The following is a 14,209-nucleotide window of genomic DNA, read 5'->3' as shown; positions in this document are numbered from 1 at the left end:
GAAATATAACGTTTGGTTAAGGTGCGGGCTTTAGCCCGTCCCAGTGAGCGAAGCGAACGATTTGAACCACTTGTTATAGGGCTTTTTCACAGCCTGGAGAGCCTCCGAACTCTGTTTGTCGAACACAGAAGAAGCTTTTCTTAACTAAATTTATTGTGAAATTTTCGCAGTCGTATTTTGGATTTAATGTGTTAATTGTGATTTTATTAGCGTGCTTTGGTTGTGTGATGTATATGTGGCAGTGTTCGCTGTTTAGAGAGTTGGCTGTGTAGGCTAAAACGTTCTTGTCGTCGCTCTTGATTGAGAGCTCGGGACAGTTTTTATTTTCTAGGGTTACAATTATTTCTTTGTCAGATTTTTGTGAGAGATAAAATAGCGGAATAAAATATGGTGCGATTATTTGGCTTGAAGTCGCTGTTGCGCCGTTGGTTTTTATTTTATTGCTTGCGCACTGCTCAGCAACAGCTTTATCAAATTTTTGGCCTTTTTCATCAATTACCCAATAGTCGCCAGATTTATAATCTGCAGATATGCATCCGCTAGCTGTGATGGCCATGAGAATTATTAAAACAATACGCACGGTAGTCCTATAACGTTTGGTTAAGGGGGCGGCTTTAGCCGGTCCCGAGTGAGCGGAGCGAGCGACTTGAACCAATTGTTAGACGTGGCCCTTTAGCGCAGCGATCTCCTGCTCTGCAATTCGTTTGGCTTTTTCAGAGCTTACACCGTGAGACTCTACAAATAACCGTATTTGCTCTGCAATGGCCGGTTGCAGAGAAACTGCCTCCGCCTGAAGATCCTCTAAACGTTGAAAAACAGTCTGACGACCTACATCGGTATACAAGGTGTCAGCATCTTGGTGTTGTGAGCGGTGCACAAGCCAGTCGCGCTCTTCTTTTAAACTTGAAAGCCTTGAAAAAAGTTCTTGTGGCAGTGAGTTATTTTCTTTGGCTGTGCGCAATGCCGTACCCAAGGTTGCTCTTCTGTGTTTCTTGAGCAACTCATATGCTTTGTCCTCAGGCACCGCTCCAGGTGTTTTTATTTCTATTTTTAGCGTGAGCAGTGTATGGAGTGCGTCTTCAACATACTGGATGTGCCAGATACATTTTCCAATGTATCGGTAAAGAATCTCTAGCTCTTCTGGGTGCATTTGGCGACGCATTCCGTGCCCCTACGTCTAACGTTTGGTTAAGGGGCCGCGGAACGCGGTCCCGAACGAGCGAAGCGAGTGACTTGAACCAGTTGTTAGAGCTTGGTGAGTCACATGGGGAAATATTTTACATTGTCCTCTACGAATACTGGATAGCACATATTTTTTTGTTCTTCGGTTAGGTCTTCCCATTGTACTTTTTCAAACCAGCGCATGGTTTGTCGAGATGCTATAAGGGCTGATATGATTTTGGCTTCTATTGATTTTCTGGAGGCATCAAGAGCTGTAGGAAATTGGGTAAAAGAAAATTTTGGCGATGGATCAATTTGATGGATTTCCAGTACATGCTCTGCGGTGGAAAAATACAAGCATGGAAATTCATCTCGTATTTCTGAAGGGATGTTTATTAAGTATTCCCCGGTTTCTGCATCGAAAGTTATATGGCTGGGGAGTTGGGCTGCATTTATTCGTTTAAATCGCTGCAGTTTTTTATCGTCACGCGCGCAGTCAGAGGCTATTGCTATGATGTCTTCTGTGTTTAAGTATCGGCGCTGAAATTTCATTAGCATAGAGCTCTAACGTTTGGTTAAGGGGCCGGCTTTAGCCGGTCCCGAGTGAGCGAAGCGAACGACTTGAACCAGTTGTTAGGCGCTTACGGTCCCCAGTAGTTGAAATAATACGTTTTGCCTTCTTTTATAATAATTTCCATACCGGTACCGCACTCGATACTATGTTCGCCGGGTTCTACTTGCCCTTTTTGATTGAGATCGTACGGCCACTCTTTTTTATCGACTAGTAGCGGGCCGCACTGGCCACCATTGTCATCTTCGATTACAAGATATGTTTTCCCGTCCGATGATTCTTTATATCTTCCTCTTAGCTCGTAGGTGGCATCAGGGTCAAGGCTCAATATATGCTCGGTAACTATTGCAAAAATAATTGCAAGTAGAACAAGAAGCGCGCCAAGCAGATATTTGATGAATTTCTTCAATGTTGCACCTAGCGCCTAACGTTTGGTTAAGGGGCCGGCTTTAGCCGGTCCCGAGTGAGCGAAGCGAACGGCTTGAACCATTTGTTAGGGGCGTTGAACAGTAATTGATATTATTGCCAAGATGCCGCACGCCCAGTAACTGACCAAGCTAATTAAAATAAGAAAAACTTCAGATTGGTCGCTGTACGCATATAGCGCGTACTGAACGAAGAGGCCTGCTATTAAGCAGATCCAGCCCAAGTTGAGGGGGAATATCAAACCCTTCCCCTTTATTATTGATAAGGAGACTATGGCTATTGGCAATATCCACCACAGTGAAAGATATAAAGAATCTCCCAGCCAATAAGGTTTAGATCGTGAAGCCATATTTATAGCAAGCACCATTTCTCCAGCCATCAGAGCCGCAAGAAGAAAAATTGTCACGTATGTGGTTTTTTGGAGCTTACGCGACATGCGGGAGACCCTAACGTTTGGTTAAGGTGCGGGCTTTAGCCCGTCCCAGTGAGCGCAGCGAACGGTTTGAACCTATTGTTAGGCGCGATTTTGAGCCGAAATAGGTTTTATTGAACACTATTTTGTAATGTTAAATTCGCAAATTCTGCGATCAGCCATTTTGAGTCGTAACCAGAAAATTCAATGTTGATCATCGTGGTTTCTTCATTGGGCGTTTGAATTTTTATTACTTTGCCGTTTCCGAATTTTGGATGGACCACTTCGTCTCCGACACGTACTAGGCCTAGGCCGGAAATTTCGTGCTCATCCACGCCATCTAACATGTTAATCATAAGGTTATCCGCGAGTGCTTCTTTCGGGGAAAATGCGATTCCAGCAAGTAATATAATGGTTGGCAACCGCATGCTTTGTTGCCTAACGATTAAGCTAAGGGGCGGGCTTTAGCCCGTCCCAGCGAACGAAGTGAGCGATTTGAGCGCATTGTTATACGGCTATTTCGCATGCAATATTTTGGTGTTTAGGTATTTTAGTATTTCTTTGCAATCGGATTCGTAGCCGTGGTTAGGCATGTTATTTATAAGTTTTGCCCAATTTTTAAAGTCTTCGCGGTTTTCAGTTTTCGCAACAATTTCCGCATCAGAGCCGAGCTTTGACAAGATTTCGGAATAGCACATGTTTTGACTGAATGAATTTGAAAAGACACCAGCATAAAAAATAATGGCGGCAGCAATAATGCTTACGGCAACAGTGTTAACTGTTTTCAGGTACACCGCAGATTCTCCTTAGCCTTATAACGATTAAGCTAAGGGGCGGGCTTTAGCCCGTCCCAGTGAACGAAGTGAGCGATTTGAGCGCCTTGTTAGGTGCGCATGAGTTGCGCACTATAACTACAGGTGTAAACATTAGGTATAAGCATATTCGTAAATTAACTTGGTAAATAATATTGCGCCAAATGAAAAACAGGATAAAGCAACGAGCCAATATAGTTTCGGGTGTTTTTGGTGGTAAAAGGTGAAGCCGTAAAATACTGCTCTCTTTGTATATAGAATATGTATTCCGAGCAAGATCCAGAAGGGTGCGAAAAAAAATATTTCCACTGGGCTAAGTTTAGCCATAATATCGCCATCGTTGACGAATAGTAAAACTATAAACCAGATGGATATATAAGCGTGAGGTATGTAGTGCCACCACTTCTTATCAGGTTTTAACAGTTCTGACATGAGTTGCTGAGCACCTAACTATAATTAGGCGACATTCCTGTCGCATAAAACACCTGAAGGTGTCTGATAACGTTCCTTGTCACCCGCTAAGCTTTTGAATTACATACCAACCCGAGCAGCAAACGCGACACGAGAAAGATGAAAAGCGACATGAGGCAAGACCGAGGCCTGATTGACAGCACCATTGGCGCTAGAAGCTACTGACAGGCTCTGGACCTGTCTAGCGTGTGTGTCGAAAAAATGTCGAAATCACTTGCCAAGGTAGGTCGATAAAGCCCAAAGCCGGACGAGCAGGGGGCTGGGAGCGACCAGTAAAGACTAGCGTTATCCATCAATGACTTAGCGCGAAGAAGGCTATAAACTTTCCGATCTTTACGGTGAGCCAGCCAGTGGTTCCGACGAGCCGCCCAACCCAGCATGACACCCATACAACTGCCTTTAGGTGTGCGTCTGCGTGATGACGCCACTTTCGCCAACTACTACCCCGGCGCCAATGCGGCGGCCCTCGGCTATGTCGAGCGGCTGTGCGAGGCTGACGCTGGCTGGACCGAGAGCCTGATCTATCTATGGGGTGGTGAGGGCGTAGGGCGAAGTCACTTGTTGCAGGCGGCGTGTTTGCGCTTTGAGCAGCGCGGCGAGCCGGCGGTTTATCTGCCGCTGGCTGAGGTGGTCGAGTACGGACCGGCGCTGCTGGATAATCTGGAGCGGTGTGAGCTGGTTTGTCTGGATGATCTGGATGCAGTGGCCGGGCGCAGCGACTGGGAAGAGGCGTTGTTTCATCTCTTTAATCGCCTGCGCGACAGTGGTCGGCGGCTGTTACTGGCCGCCAGCAGCTCGCCGCGCGAGTTGCCGGTACAACTGGCTGATCTGCAGTCGCGCCTGACTTTGGCTCTGGTGTTTCAGCTGCAGTCACTCTCCGATGAGGACAAGCTGCGTGCTTTGCAGTTGCGTGCGTCGCGTCGTGGTTTGCATCTGAGCGATGAGGTCGGGCGTTTTATCCTGACTCGCGGTGAGCGCAGCATGAGTGCGCTGTTCGAGCTGCTCGAACGCCTGGATCAGGCGTCCTTGCAGGCTCAACGCAAGCTGACGATTCCCTTTCTTAAAGAAACTCTCGGCTGGTAGCGGTTGCGCTCGCTATAAAATCGCTGAGCCCTAGAGAAGGCAGGTTCAGCTCTTACCTTAGTTTTCCCCAGCCAATTTACGCTCGTACTGAAACCGCCAGCGGGTAAACATCAGAGCGGCGCAGAACAGGCTAAAGCTCAGCCCTGTCAGCAGCCAGCCATACAGCGCCTTGCTGGGATCGAAGGCGGCGAGTACGCCCTGGATAAAGTACAAATTCACTACGAAACAGGCCCAAGCGTGGGTGCGGGCATTGCCTAGAATCAGGCCGGGTGCGAGCAATAGCAGGGGCGCGAGTTGTACGCCGAGGATTACCCAAAGCAGTTTGCTGGGGACATTGGCAAACCACAGGTTCCATGCGAGCAACAACGCAGCGAGGCTAAAAAAGCTCAATAGGCTGACGACGCGGCTGATGTTCAGGCGTGGTTGCAACCATTCCAGGGGCGGCAGCGGTTTTGTGGTTTTAGCCACGGGCGTTCTCCAGTTTTGCCGCAGTTTGTGCCAGGCGCTGGCCGAGTGCGCGGCACAGGGCGATTTCATGTTCATCCAGGGCGCGTTTGCCATCGGCTCCAGCGTAGTGGCTGGCACCATAGGGCGTGCCGCCACCACGGGTTTCCAGCAGCGCGGCTTCGCTGTAGGGTAGGCCGGTGATCAGCATGCCGTGGTGTAGCAGTGGTAGCAGCATCGACAGCAGGGTGGTTTCCTGGCCGCCGTGCAGGCTGGCGGTGGAGGTGAACACGCCGGCCGGTTTGCCAACCAGGCCACCGGTCAGCCAGAGGCCACTGGTGCCATCGAGAAAGTACTTGAGCGGTGCGGCCATATTGCCGAAGCGAGTCGGGCTGCCGAGCGCCAGGCCGGCGCAGTTCTTCAGGTCATCCAGGCTGGCGTACAGCGCGCCTTCGGTCGGGATGTCCGCAGCCACTGCTTCGCACTCGTTCGATACGGCAGGCACGGTGCGCAGGCGCGCTTCCAGACCATCTATTTCTACGCCACGGGCGATCTGGCGGGCCATTTCGGCGGTTGCGCCATGGCGGCTGTAATACAGCACCAGAATGTAGGGTGCGCTCACGGCAGAATCCCCAGAACATTTTCAGGTGGGCGACCGATGACGGCTTTTTCGCCGACGACCAGAATGGGGCGCTCAATCAATTTGGGCTGCTCAACCATGGCCGCGACCAGCTGTGCGTCGGTCAGTTGCGAATCGCTCAGGCCGAGGGTTTTGTATTCATCTTCACCCGTGCGCAGCAGTTGCCGTGGGCTGATGCCGAGCTTGTTCAGCAGCGTCTGCAGCTGGGGAGCGTTCAGTGGTGTTTCCAGGTAGCGCACGATAGTTGGGCTGTGCCCGCGATCTTCCAGCAATTGCAATGCACTGCGCGATTTTGAGCAGCGAGGGTTATGGTAGAGCGTCATAGCAGTCATGTTAGGGTCGCCGGTTAACTTCGATGGCGGCTATTCTAACCGCTAACGGCATTCACGCCTGCGCCTGTAGTTAAGGTTGTCGGGATGCAAATGGCTAAGGAGAGGGCATGCTGCAGCGCGTTAACAATCTATTGGAGTTCTGGCGTTTTCTGTTGCAGCGCTTTATCGCCGACCAAGGTACCAGCAATGCTGCGGCCTTGACTTACACCACCCTGTTTGCGGTGGTGCCGATGATGACGGTGACCTTTTCCATGCTCTCGGCCATTCCGGCGTTTCAGGATACTGGCGAACAGATTCAGAGCTTTATCTTTCGCAACTTCGTGCCCTCCGCGGGGGAAACCCTGCAGCAATACCTGCGTGACTTCACCACCCAGGCGCGCCAGTTGACCTGGATTGGTGTGGCAGTCTTGGCGGCGACGGCGTTCTGGATGCTGGTGACTATCGAGAAAACCTTCAACACCATCTGGCGTGTGCGCCAGCCGCGTCGTGGTGTGTCGAGCTTTCTGCTGTACTGGGCGATTCTCAGCCTGGGGCCGCTGCTGCTGGGCGGTGGCTTTGCCATCAGCACTTACTTTACGTCGCTGTCGCTGATCTCCGGTCCGGATGCGCTGATCGGTGCCCAGACCCTGCTGAAATTTATGCCGCTGCTATTCAGCGTGGCGGCATTTACTTTGCTGTATGCCACGGTGCCGAATGCCCAGGTGCCAGTTCGCCATGCCTTGCTGGGTGGCTTGTTTACAGCGGTGCTGTTTGAAGTGGCAAAGATGCTATTCGGCCTCTATGTGCGCCTGTTTCCCGGTTATCAGCTGATCTATGGCGCATTTGCTACGGTGCCGTTGTTTCTGTTGTGGATCTATCTGTCCTGGCTGATTGTGCTGTTTGGCGCCGAACTGGTCTGTAACCTGGGGTTCTCTCTGCAATGGCGCAAGCGTGCGATACCGCGTCTGTTGATGACGCTTGGTGTGTTGCGGGTGTTCTATGAGCGTCAGCAGTCGGGTTTGAAAGTGCGTCTGCTGGATGTGCAGCGTCAGGGCTGGTCGCTGGCTGAGCATGAATGGGAAGAGATTCTGGTGTTTCTTGAGCAGCAGAAACTGATCGCTCCGACCGGTTCTGGAACCTGGGTGTTGAGTCGCGATCTTGGCCATTACTCAGTGCAGCAACTGCTCAGCCACAGTCCCTGGCCGCTGCCTAGGGCGGAGAACCTGCCCGAGCTGCTTGATGAAGTCTGGTATCCGGCGCTGCGTAGAGGCTTGGTGAAGCTGCAGGAAGAGCAGATAGCGTTATTTGGTGAAGACCTGGCGACGTGGTTGCAACCAGAGGCTGAGCCGGAAAAGTGACGTAAAACGTCAGTTTGCGGCGTTGTGCTGATGGCGCATGATGGCACGGCGACCACGAAGGTCGCCAAACGCGGTTAAAGGGAAGCTGGCACGTTTCTGGCTATCTGTCCTGCAGATAGCGATCAGGTTGCCAGCAGGGCAGGGATTGGCGGAGTGTGAAGGCGTTATGACAGCCACTAAAGGCAAAGTGATTCATCTGTATCAGCGTGATCCGCAAGAGGCCCTCGAGCGCCTTAATCGCATCACCGGGCTGCGTTTCAGCAGCTGGCCACAGTCCTTAGTCAATTCCAGTCCGGCTGGACAGCCCGACTCTTCGGGTCCATCTGAAGCTGCTGTGCAGCCTGACTCCGGCGCCAAGTGCGGGCCGGTGGGAATGCTCTCGCGTTAAACGCAAAACCCCGCGTCGTCGCGCGGGGTTTGGGTGTAGCGGAGTGCTATCAGGCGAGTGCTTGGCGGCTATCGGTTTGGGGCAATTCGACTGCTTGTACGAACAGCTCCTCAACCACCAGGCTGGTCGCCGGTACGGCAGAGCGCAGGCGCACCTGCATTTCTTCGATCTTCTGCTTCACCGGCAGGCGAGCCACGCTGGATAGTAGAATCTTGCTGTGCTGATTGACCTTGCCGTGATCGACCATCACTTCACGGCGGGCGGTGCCGTCACGATAGCTGATCAACAGGGATACGGGCAGGTTGGCCAGCCCTGGCAGGTGCAGCCAGGCGGCTACGTTGAACTCTGCGACGCGCCCTTCGTACGGGGTGACCTGTAAGCGGGCGAGATTGACGATGGCAGATGGCACGGGGCCGACCAACTTATCGAGGGCTTGGGTCATGGGTGTGTTCCAGGCTAATAACGGATCGCATCAAGCGTGAGTGCGATGAATTATAAGCTGGCCCCCCCCGATGAAACTGTGCGCTCGGCCGACGTTCGGCGTGACCTTTCTCGCAGTTTTAGCGTATTGGCAACCAGGCTCAGGCCAGTTGCATCGGATAGCGGGTGACGGATGCGGTGACCAAGTTGGCGGTCGGCAGTGGCAGGATCGCCTGATTGTGCGCGCTGGCCAGTTGCAGCCAGACATTTTCCCCTTCAACAAACTGTCCATTAGGCAGCCATAAGCCGTGATGCCAGCCATTGCCGGGTGCTGGTGTGCTTTGCAGTACGCCAGGGTGAGTCTGGGCGCTGGGGGCGCGGCGTAGCCAGACTGGACGCGGCAGGCCTTTCAGGTAGCGCAGGCCCAAGTGCAGGCCTTCACTGTTCAGGTGTCGCCAGCGTACCAGGGCCAGGGTTGGCGTATCGCTGCCGGTGATCAGCAACACCAGTTGGCCAACTGACAGCTGTACGGCCTGATCAGCATTACACAGCAAGCGTGCGCCGCCCGCACTGGCGTCGAGCATTTGCGCACTGGTGCGCAGTGGCCGTTGTTCCAGCAACTGCGCATGAATGGCGGCTAGGCCGACTACCAGGCTGCACTCCGAGCTATGGTCGGCGCGGGTATGCCGACGCTGCTGACGCCCCAGCCAATGCTGTTGTACACGTTCCAGCAGTTGGCGTTCCGCCTTGCTTTGCAATGGTGCTGGCTCATGCAGGGCCACCAGCAAGGCGCCCAGCTCGAAGCGGCGTAGATAGTCAGCACTGCCTTCTGGCGTCTGGGCGTAGCTCAGGCAGGGTTGCGCCTCGGTCAGATCGATGGTCGGCCCTTCGATCTCTTCGTCCTCGTCCCAGGGCAGTAAACGAGCCAGCCCGGCCAGCGGCGAGAGCGCCCCGAACAGCAGTGCACATTCGCCATCGGCAAGGTGAAACGGGTTGCTCAGTGCGAGCAGCAGCATCTGTTGGTAGATGCCGCGCATGGTGTTTGCCGGTTGCGGGGTAAACGCCGCAGCCACTGGCTCGTCCAGGCAATCCTGATGTTCGCCGATCCAGTACAGCAGATGGCTGTCGCGCCACAGGCTGGGCGGCGGCTCCTGATACAACTGATAGTGGCGCAGCAGGCTCTGCGCGAGAAAATGCTGGGCCATATACAGGCACCAGGCCAGGTGCGGGCGTGAGGGCTGGCGGCCTTGCAGGATTTGCAGGAGCAGGCGCTTGAAACCGATGGCCAGTTCACTGCACAGGTGCACGAACAAGGCCGTGGGTGGATTCTCGCCTTGATAGGCCTTGCTGTAATGCCGGTACTGGTCGCTGAAGCTTTGCAGTGCGCGCTGCCTTTCGAGTAAGGTCATGGCGCTGCGGTTCAGCCTGAAGAGCAGGCCGAGCGTTTGTTGCAAGGCCAGTTCTGGCGACTCCAGGCGGGCCTGAGCCAGTTGCTCGTTGAGGTCGGCCAGCGGCGCGACCTCGGTTTCGAGGATGTCTGGCACTTCCAGGCGCAAGGCATCTAATGTCATATCAACCTTATGGAATCAGGGAGCGAATGCATGGGAATGCGTTTCCAGGCGATCATTCGTGCTGTTGCGGGCGTAGGCATAGGTCTGATTCTGGCCGGTTGCGCTGAAGACATAGGCGTCGATCAATATGGACGAAAGGTAGCGGTTGAGCGCCTGGAAGGCCAGTGGTTAGTGATTAATTACTGGGCGCAGTGGTGCGCCCCTTGTCGTACCGAGATTCCCGAACTCAATGTCCTGGAGCAACAGCTCAAGGAGCAATCCGTGCAGGTGCTCGGGGTGAATTTCGATGCGCTGCAAGGTGAGAAACTGAACCAGGCGGCACAGGACATGGGTATTACCTTTACCGTGCTGGCGCAGGACCCGGCCGAGCGCTATCAGTTACCGCGTGCCGAAGTGCTACCGGTGACCTATATCGTCGACGATCAGGGGCGCATGCGTGAGCGCCTGCTGGGTGAGCAGACGGCGGCGGGTTTGCTTGCTCGTCTGGCCGCGCTCAAGGCGGGGGGGTAAGCCGTGGTGCGTATATGCAAACATGGTTACGTCAGTGGCTACGTCCAGGGCGTACGTTTTCGTCAGGCGACTACAGAGCAGGCCGAGCGACTGGATCTCGACGGCTGGGTACGCAACCTGGTGGATGGCCGGGTCGAGGTGCTGTTCGAAGGTGATCAAGCTGCTGTGGCTGAGCTGGCAAGCTGGTTAGAGCAGGGGCCGCCGGCTGCCGAGGTGACTGCGCTGGAGCTGCAGGATCAGGCGTTGCAGGGAATTGCCGGGTTTATCGTGCGGCGCTGAATCGGTTCAGGGTTTGACATACCAGAAGTCATGCCAGAAACCGACGACTTTGGCCGAGTAGGTGTGTTTGCCCAGGCTGCCGTTATAGCGCGCCAGGGCGCGGTTCAGGTCGCCGTTTTCCTTGCGCAGATAGAAACTGAGAATGGTGCAGCCATAGCGCAGGTTAGTGGCGTTGTCGGTGAGGTTGTCCTGTGGGCGGCCCAGTTCGGCTTTCCAGAAGGGCATCACCTGCATCATGCCCTGGGCGCCGACTGAGGAAATAGCAAAACGGTCGAAATGACTCTCGGCATGAATCAGTGCGATCACTAAATCAGGACGCAAGCCCGCTTTGCTGGCTTCACGGTGCACCAGGCGCAGCAGGCTCAGGCGCTGCTCGGCATCCGGAATATAGCGACGCATGCGTGTGGACATATCCAGCAGCCAGACTTCGGCCTCGAAGCGATCCTGAAAGCTGTCGGCCTGGGCTACGGTCTGTTGCAGCAGTGTGCGCAGCTCTGGTTCAGGTGCCTGGCGCACTTGCGCATACGCCGCGCTGCAGAGCAGCAGGCAGAGTAGGGCGCAGGCCAGGCGCTGCCGCATGAGGTTTCAGTCGTTGCCAGGATCGGCGACCAGGCGGCCGGCGTCTTTGGTCAGGGCATGCAGGAAGATTTTTTGCAGCTCCGGATCGTTGCGCGTCAGTTCGATCAGGCTCTGTTCCAGCTCGCTGGCTTCCTCTTCCAGTCCCAGTTCTGACAGACGTTTGACTCGGTGCACCCATTGGGCAACGTCATCGCCCTCAAGGTCGTCATAAATCAAGTCGTGGGCTTCCTGCAGCTTGCCGCGCAAGGTGCGGCTGACCAGCAGCGAGGCATCTGCGCGCGCCGAGCCCTGGTCATCTTCAACTGTCAGCAGCAGCGTGCTGATAAGGGTGACATCTTCTTCGGCAAACGGGCTGTCGAGCAGGTTCAGGCGCAGGATGCCGTTACGGTCGGTGAGCAGTTCATGGTTCTTCTCGCCGGCTTTGACCCGCACCGGGCGTTCGGCCCACGGCAGGCTGGAATACTCCATGCGCGCATCCTGGCGGCGCTCTTCGAGGCTGGCAAGGTTCTGCTGTGAGCGGCCGTTCGATTCGACGTTCATCGCCGGGTTGAGCCCGGCAAAGCCATAACTGATCCAGTCCTTGGTGACGCTATCAGGCAGGCTGCCGAGCAGTACCACGTTGAGCACGTTGGCGCCGATGCCACCGACCACTGCCAGTGCTCCCAGCGGCACTTCATAGAGTTCGCGCCAGGGCTGGTAGGGGGTGTAGCGGTCGTAACGGCGTGTCACGTCAAACGCCGTGACCTCGAAGGTCTTCTGTTCATGCACGCGTACGCGGCGTTGCGGCAACTCCAGCACGCGTGGTTCACCCACATCTATCTGCAGGCTGTGATCGAGCAGTTTGCGCTCGACGCGCTCCTCATGCTCGCTGCGTTGCGGCAACTGGTTGGCGCAACCGCTGAGTAGCAGACAGCCACCTGCAAGGGTGGCAATAAGGCTGAGGGTGTTTCGCTTGAACATGACGACTCTTGCTGAAGGGGCTGAGATCAGTGGCTGATGCGGGCCTGGATAAAGTTCAGGATATCGGCGACAGGCACCGCCTGGGCTTCAGTTTCTTTACGGCTCTTGTATTCCAGGTTGCCTTCGGCCAGGCCGCGATCACTGACTACGATGCGATGCGGGATGCCGATCAATTCCATATCCGCGAATTTGATGCCCGGGCTGGTCTTTTTGTCACGGTCATCGAGCAGTACTTCGAAACCGGCAGCAGTAAGCTCGGCATACAGCTTGTCGGTGGCTTCGCGCACGGCATCGGTTTCGTAACGCAGCGGCACCAGGGCTATATGGAAAGGTGCCAAGGCGTCGTTCCAGAGAATGCCGCGGTCGTCATTGTTCTGCTCGATGGCAGCCGCCACCACGCGGGAAACGCCGATGCCATAGCAGCCCATGGTCAGTGTTACCGGCTTGCCGTTTTCGCCGAGCACCTGGCAGTTCAGCGCTTCGCTGTACTTGGTGCCCAGCTGGAAGATATGCCCGACTTCGATGCCGCGCTTGATTTCCAGAGTGCCTTTGCCATCCGGGCTCGGGTCGCCGGCTAGCACATTGCGCAGGTCCGCTACTTCCGGCAGCGGCAGATCGCGCTCCCAGTTGACGCCGAAATAGTGCTTGTCGTCGATATTGGCGCCGGAGGCGAAGTCGCTCATCAGGGCAACCGAGCGATCGATGATGCAAGGGATAGGCAGGTTGACCGGGCCCAGCGAACCAGGACCGGCGCCGATGGCCGCGCGAATTTCGGTTTCGTTGGCGAAAACCAGTGGGCTGGCAACCAGCTCCAGGTTGGCGGCCTTGATTTCGTTGAGTTCATGGTCGCCGCGTACGATCAAGGCCACCAAAGTGCCTTTTTTGGCACCGTGCACCATCAAGGTTTTGATGGTTTTCTCGATGGCCAGGCCAAAGCCTTGTACCAGCGCATCGATGGTCTTGGTGTCAGGGGTTTCAACCATGCGCATGCTTTCAGTGGCTGCGCCACGGCTGCTTTCGCGCGGAACGGCTTCGGCTTTCTCGATATTCGCGGCGTAGTCGGAGCTGTCGCTGAAGGCGATATCGTCTTCGCCAGAGTCGGCCAGTACATGGAATTCGTGGGAGCCGGTACCACCAATCGAGCCGGTATCCGCCTGCACGGGGCGGAAGTTCAGACCCAGGCGGGCGAATACATTGCAGTAGGCCTGATGCATGCGGTCATAGGTTTCCTGCAGCGAAGCCTGGTCAACGTGGAAGGAGTAGGCGTCCTTCATGATGAACTCGCGGCCACGCATCAAGCCGAAGCGCGGACGGATTTCGTCGCGGAACTTGGTCTGGATCTGATAGAGGTTGATCGGCAGCTGCTTGTAGCTATTCAGCTCATTGCGCGCCAGATCGGTGATCACTTCTTCATGGGTCGGGCCGGCGCAGAAATCGCGGCCGTGACGATCCTTCATGCGCAGTAATTCCGGGCCGTATTGTTCCCAGCGCCCGGACTCCTGCCACAGCTCTGCCGGCTGAATGCCAGGCATCAACACTTCCAGTGCGCCAGCGGCATTCATTTCCTCGCGCACGACCTTCTCAACCTTGCGCAGCACGCGCAGGCCCATGGGCAGCCAGGTGTACAGGCCGGAAGCCAGCTTGCGGATCATGCCGGCACGCAGCATCAGCTGATGGCTGATCACTACGGCATCGGATGGGGTTTCTTTCAGAGTCGAGAGCAGGAACTGGCTGGTACGCATATTTGGCTGTTCTGTCGGTTGCAAGAGATTTTGAATGGCCCGCATTGTACGGTGCCTGTACAGATGCGTAC

General features: G+C 55.1%; 19 protein-coding genes. 5 read left to right on the top strand and 14 right to left on the bottom strand.

What is annotated here, in order from left to right; all coding sequences use genetic code 11:
- Positions 1-73: 73 nt before the first annotated feature.
- The 6 genes from ACIN8IBEIGE_RS13870 to ACIN8IBEIGE_RS13845 form a co-directional block, all read right to left on the bottom strand.
- A complete protein-coding gene (locus tag ACIN8IBEIGE_RS13870) occupies positions 74-580 on the bottom strand; it encodes a hypothetical protein (RefSeq protein ID WP_160015144.1) in 507 nt (168 codons plus the stop codon).
- Positions 581-658: 78 nt separating this feature from the next.
- Positions 659-1,162: a hypothetical protein gene (locus tag ACIN8IBEIGE_RS13865; RefSeq protein WP_160015143.1), complete on the bottom strand. Its 504-nt coding sequence runs from the start codon at positions 1,160-1,162 to the stop codon at positions 659-661.
- A gap of 98 nt (positions 1,163-1,260) precedes the next feature.
- Positions 1,261-1,713, bottom strand: a complete 453-nt coding sequence (locus tag ACIN8IBEIGE_RS13860; RefSeq protein ID WP_160015142.1) for a hypothetical protein — start codon at positions 1,711-1,713, stop codon at positions 1,261-1,263.
- Between the two features lie 89 nt (positions 1,714-1,802).
- Entirely contained in the window at positions 1,803-2,141 is a 339-nt protein-coding gene (locus tag ACIN8IBEIGE_RS13855; protein ID WP_160015141.1) for a hypothetical protein, read from the bottom strand.
- A 560-nt stretch (positions 2,142-2,701) separates the two neighbouring features.
- Entirely contained in the window at positions 2,702-2,998 is a 297-nt protein-coding gene (locus tag ACIN8IBEIGE_RS13850; protein ID WP_160015140.1) for a hypothetical protein, read from the bottom strand.
- Between the two features lie 87 nt (positions 2,999-3,085).
- Entirely contained in the window at positions 3,086-3,364 is a 279-nt protein-coding gene (locus tag ACIN8IBEIGE_RS13845; RefSeq protein ID WP_160015139.1) for a hypothetical protein, read from the bottom strand.
- A gap of 867 nt (positions 3,365-4,231) precedes the next feature.
- Between ACIN8IBEIGE_RS13845 and hda the strand changes: the two genes are divergently transcribed.
- Entirely contained in the window at positions 4,232-4,936 is a 705-nt protein-coding gene (gene hda, locus ACIN8IBEIGE_RS13840) for a DnaA regulatory inactivator Hda (RefSeq protein ID WP_160015138.1), read from the top strand.
- A gap of 57 nt (positions 4,937-4,993) precedes the next feature.
- Here the strand turns inward: hda and ACIN8IBEIGE_RS13835 are convergent, their stop codons facing one another.
- Genes ACIN8IBEIGE_RS13835 through arsC form a run of 3 tightly spaced genes read right to left on the bottom strand, consistent with a single transcriptional unit; the run spans position 4,994 to position 6,352 of the window.
- Complete coding sequence (locus tag ACIN8IBEIGE_RS13835) at positions 4,994-5,404, bottom strand: DUF2069 domain-containing protein (protein WP_160015137.1); 411 nt, start codon at positions 5,402-5,404, stop codon at positions 4,994-4,996.
- Positions 5,397-6,002 carry an NAD(P)H:quinone oxidoreductase gene (wrbA, locus tag ACIN8IBEIGE_RS13830; protein WP_160015136.1) on the bottom strand — a complete coding sequence of 202 codons (606 nt, stop codon included), beginning with the start codon at positions 6,000-6,002 and terminating at the stop codon, positions 5,397-5,399. Before wrbA ends, ACIN8IBEIGE_RS13835 begins: the two co-directional genes overlap by 8 nt.
- Complete coding sequence (gene arsC, locus ACIN8IBEIGE_RS13825) at positions 5,999-6,352, bottom strand: arsenate reductase (glutaredoxin) (protein ID WP_160015135.1); 354 nt, start codon at positions 6,350-6,352, stop codon at positions 5,999-6,001. Before arsC ends, wrbA begins: the two co-directional genes overlap by 4 nt.
- A gap of 107 nt (positions 6,353-6,459) precedes the next feature.
- Between arsC and ACIN8IBEIGE_RS13820 the strand changes: the two genes are divergently transcribed.
- Together ACIN8IBEIGE_RS13820 and ACIN8IBEIGE_RS21240 are read left to right on the top strand one after the other, a co-directional pair.
- Positions 6,460-7,689, top strand: coding sequence for a YihY family inner membrane protein (locus ACIN8IBEIGE_RS13820; RefSeq protein ID WP_160015134.1), 1,230 nt, complete (start codon positions 6,460-6,462; stop codon positions 7,687-7,689).
- A gap of 166 nt (positions 7,690-7,855) precedes the next feature.
- Positions 7,856-8,077 carry a hypothetical protein gene (locus ACIN8IBEIGE_RS21240; RefSeq protein ID WP_160015133.1) on the top strand — a complete coding sequence of 74 codons (222 nt, stop codon included), beginning with the start codon at positions 7,856-7,858 and terminating at the stop codon, positions 8,075-8,077.
- 49 nt (positions 8,078-8,126) lie between these two features.
- Here ACIN8IBEIGE_RS21240 and ACIN8IBEIGE_RS13810 read toward each other — a convergent pair whose 3' ends face one another.
- A complete protein-coding gene (locus ACIN8IBEIGE_RS13810; RefSeq protein WP_160015132.1) occupies positions 8,127-8,519 on the bottom strand; it encodes a hypothetical protein in 393 nt (130 codons plus the stop codon).
- A gap of 139 nt (positions 8,520-8,658) precedes the next feature.
- Positions 8,659-10,068, bottom strand: coding sequence for a PilZ domain-containing protein (locus tag ACIN8IBEIGE_RS13805; RefSeq protein ID WP_160015131.1), 1,410 nt, complete (start codon positions 10,066-10,068; stop codon positions 8,659-8,661).
- A gap of 30 nt (positions 10,069-10,098) precedes the next feature.
- On the opposite strand from ACIN8IBEIGE_RS13805, the gene ACIN8IBEIGE_RS13800 reads away from it, so the two are divergent.
- Together ACIN8IBEIGE_RS13800 and ACIN8IBEIGE_RS13795 are read left to right on the top strand one after the other, a co-directional pair.
- Entirely contained in the window at positions 10,099-10,578 is a 480-nt protein-coding gene (locus ACIN8IBEIGE_RS13800) for a TlpA disulfide reductase family protein (protein WP_160015130.1), read from the top strand.
- A 3-nt stretch (positions 10,579-10,581) separates the two neighbouring features.
- Complete coding sequence (locus ACIN8IBEIGE_RS13795) at positions 10,582-10,857, top strand: acylphosphatase (protein ID WP_160015129.1); 276 nt, start codon at positions 10,582-10,584, stop codon at positions 10,855-10,857.
- Positions 10,858-10,863: 6 nt separating this feature from the next.
- On the opposite strand, the gene ACIN8IBEIGE_RS13790 is transcribed toward ACIN8IBEIGE_RS13795, so the two are convergent.
- The 3 genes from ACIN8IBEIGE_RS13790 to ACIN8IBEIGE_RS13780 are packed head-to-tail and all read right to left on the bottom strand — an operon-like array spanning position 10,864 to position 14,138.
- The gene (locus ACIN8IBEIGE_RS13790; RefSeq protein WP_160015128.1) at positions 10,864-11,436 is read right to left on the bottom strand and encodes a transglycosylase SLT domain-containing protein; all 573 of its coding nucleotides are present in this window, start codon (positions 11,434-11,436) and stop codon (positions 10,864-10,866) included.
- A 6-nt stretch (positions 11,437-11,442) separates the two neighbouring features.
- Complete coding sequence (locus ACIN8IBEIGE_RS13785) at positions 11,443-12,396, bottom strand: hypothetical protein (protein ID WP_160015127.1); 954 nt, start codon at positions 12,394-12,396, stop codon at positions 11,443-11,445.
- Between the two features lie 26 nt (positions 12,397-12,422).
- Positions 12,423-14,138, bottom strand: coding sequence for a proline--tRNA ligase (locus ACIN8IBEIGE_RS13780; RefSeq protein ID WP_160015126.1), 1,716 nt, complete (start codon positions 14,136-14,138; stop codon positions 12,423-12,425).
- Positions 14,139-14,209: the final 71 nt, after the last annotated feature.

Source organism: Pseudomonas sp. 8BK, assembly GCF_902506475.1.
Taxonomy (GTDB): Bacteria; Pseudomonadota; Gammaproteobacteria; order Pseudomonadales; family Pseudomonadaceae; genus Aquipseudomonas; species Aquipseudomonas anguilliseptica.
Note: the sequence above shows the minus strand (reverse complement) of the source record. Positions and strands in the feature narration are given on the sequence as shown.

What these genes read in the sequence shown, in the direction of transcription:
- ACIN8IBEIGE_RS13865 (WP_160015143.1), bottom strand. Translation starts at nt 1,162, where the DNA reads ATGCGTCGCCAAATGCACCCAGAAGAGCTAGAGATTCTTTACCGATAC.
- ACIN8IBEIGE_RS13860 (WP_160015142.1), bottom strand. Translation starts at nt 1,713, where the DNA reads ATGAAATTTCAGCGCCGATACTTAAACACAGAAGACATCATAGCAATA.
- ACIN8IBEIGE_RS13850 (WP_160015140.1), bottom strand. Translation starts at nt 2,998, where the DNA reads ATGCGGTTGCCAACCATTATATTACTTGCTGGAATCGCATTTTCCCCG.
- hda (WP_160015138.1), top strand. Translation starts at nt 4,232, where the DNA reads ATGACACCCATACAACTGCCTTTAGGTGTGCGTCTGCGTGATGACGCC.
- arsC (WP_160015135.1), bottom strand. Translation starts at nt 6,352, where the DNA reads ATGACTGCTATGACGCTCTACCATAACCCTCGCTGCTCAAAATCGCGC.
- ACIN8IBEIGE_RS13820 (WP_160015134.1), top strand. Translation starts at nt 6,460, where the DNA reads ATGCTGCAGCGCGTTAACAATCTATTGGAGTTCTGGCGTTTTCTGTTG.
- ACIN8IBEIGE_RS21240 (WP_160015133.1), top strand. Translation starts at nt 7,856, where the DNA reads ATGACAGCCACTAAAGGCAAAGTGATTCATCTGTATCAGCGTGATCCG.
- ACIN8IBEIGE_RS13810 (WP_160015132.1), bottom strand. Translation starts at nt 8,519, where the DNA reads ATGACCCAAGCCCTCGATAAGTTGGTCGGCCCCGTGCCATCTGCCATC.
- ACIN8IBEIGE_RS13805 (WP_160015131.1), bottom strand. Translation starts at nt 10,068, where the DNA reads ATGACATTAGATGCCTTGCGCCTGGAAGTGCCAGACATCCTCGAAACC.
- ACIN8IBEIGE_RS13800 (WP_160015130.1), top strand. Translation starts at nt 10,099, where the DNA reads ATGGGAATGCGTTTCCAGGCGATCATTCGTGCTGTTGCGGGCGTAGGC.
- ACIN8IBEIGE_RS13790 (WP_160015128.1), bottom strand. Translation starts at nt 11,436, where the DNA reads ATGCGGCAGCGCCTGGCCTGCGCCCTACTCTGCCTGCTGCTCTGCAGC.
- ACIN8IBEIGE_RS13785 (WP_160015127.1), bottom strand. Translation starts at nt 12,396, where the DNA reads ATGTTCAAGCGAAACACCCTCAGCCTTATTGCCACCCTTGCAGGTGGC.
- ACIN8IBEIGE_RS13780 (WP_160015126.1), bottom strand. Translation starts at nt 14,138, where the DNA reads ATGCGTACCAGCCAGTTCCTGCTCTCGACTCTGAAAGAAACCCCATCC.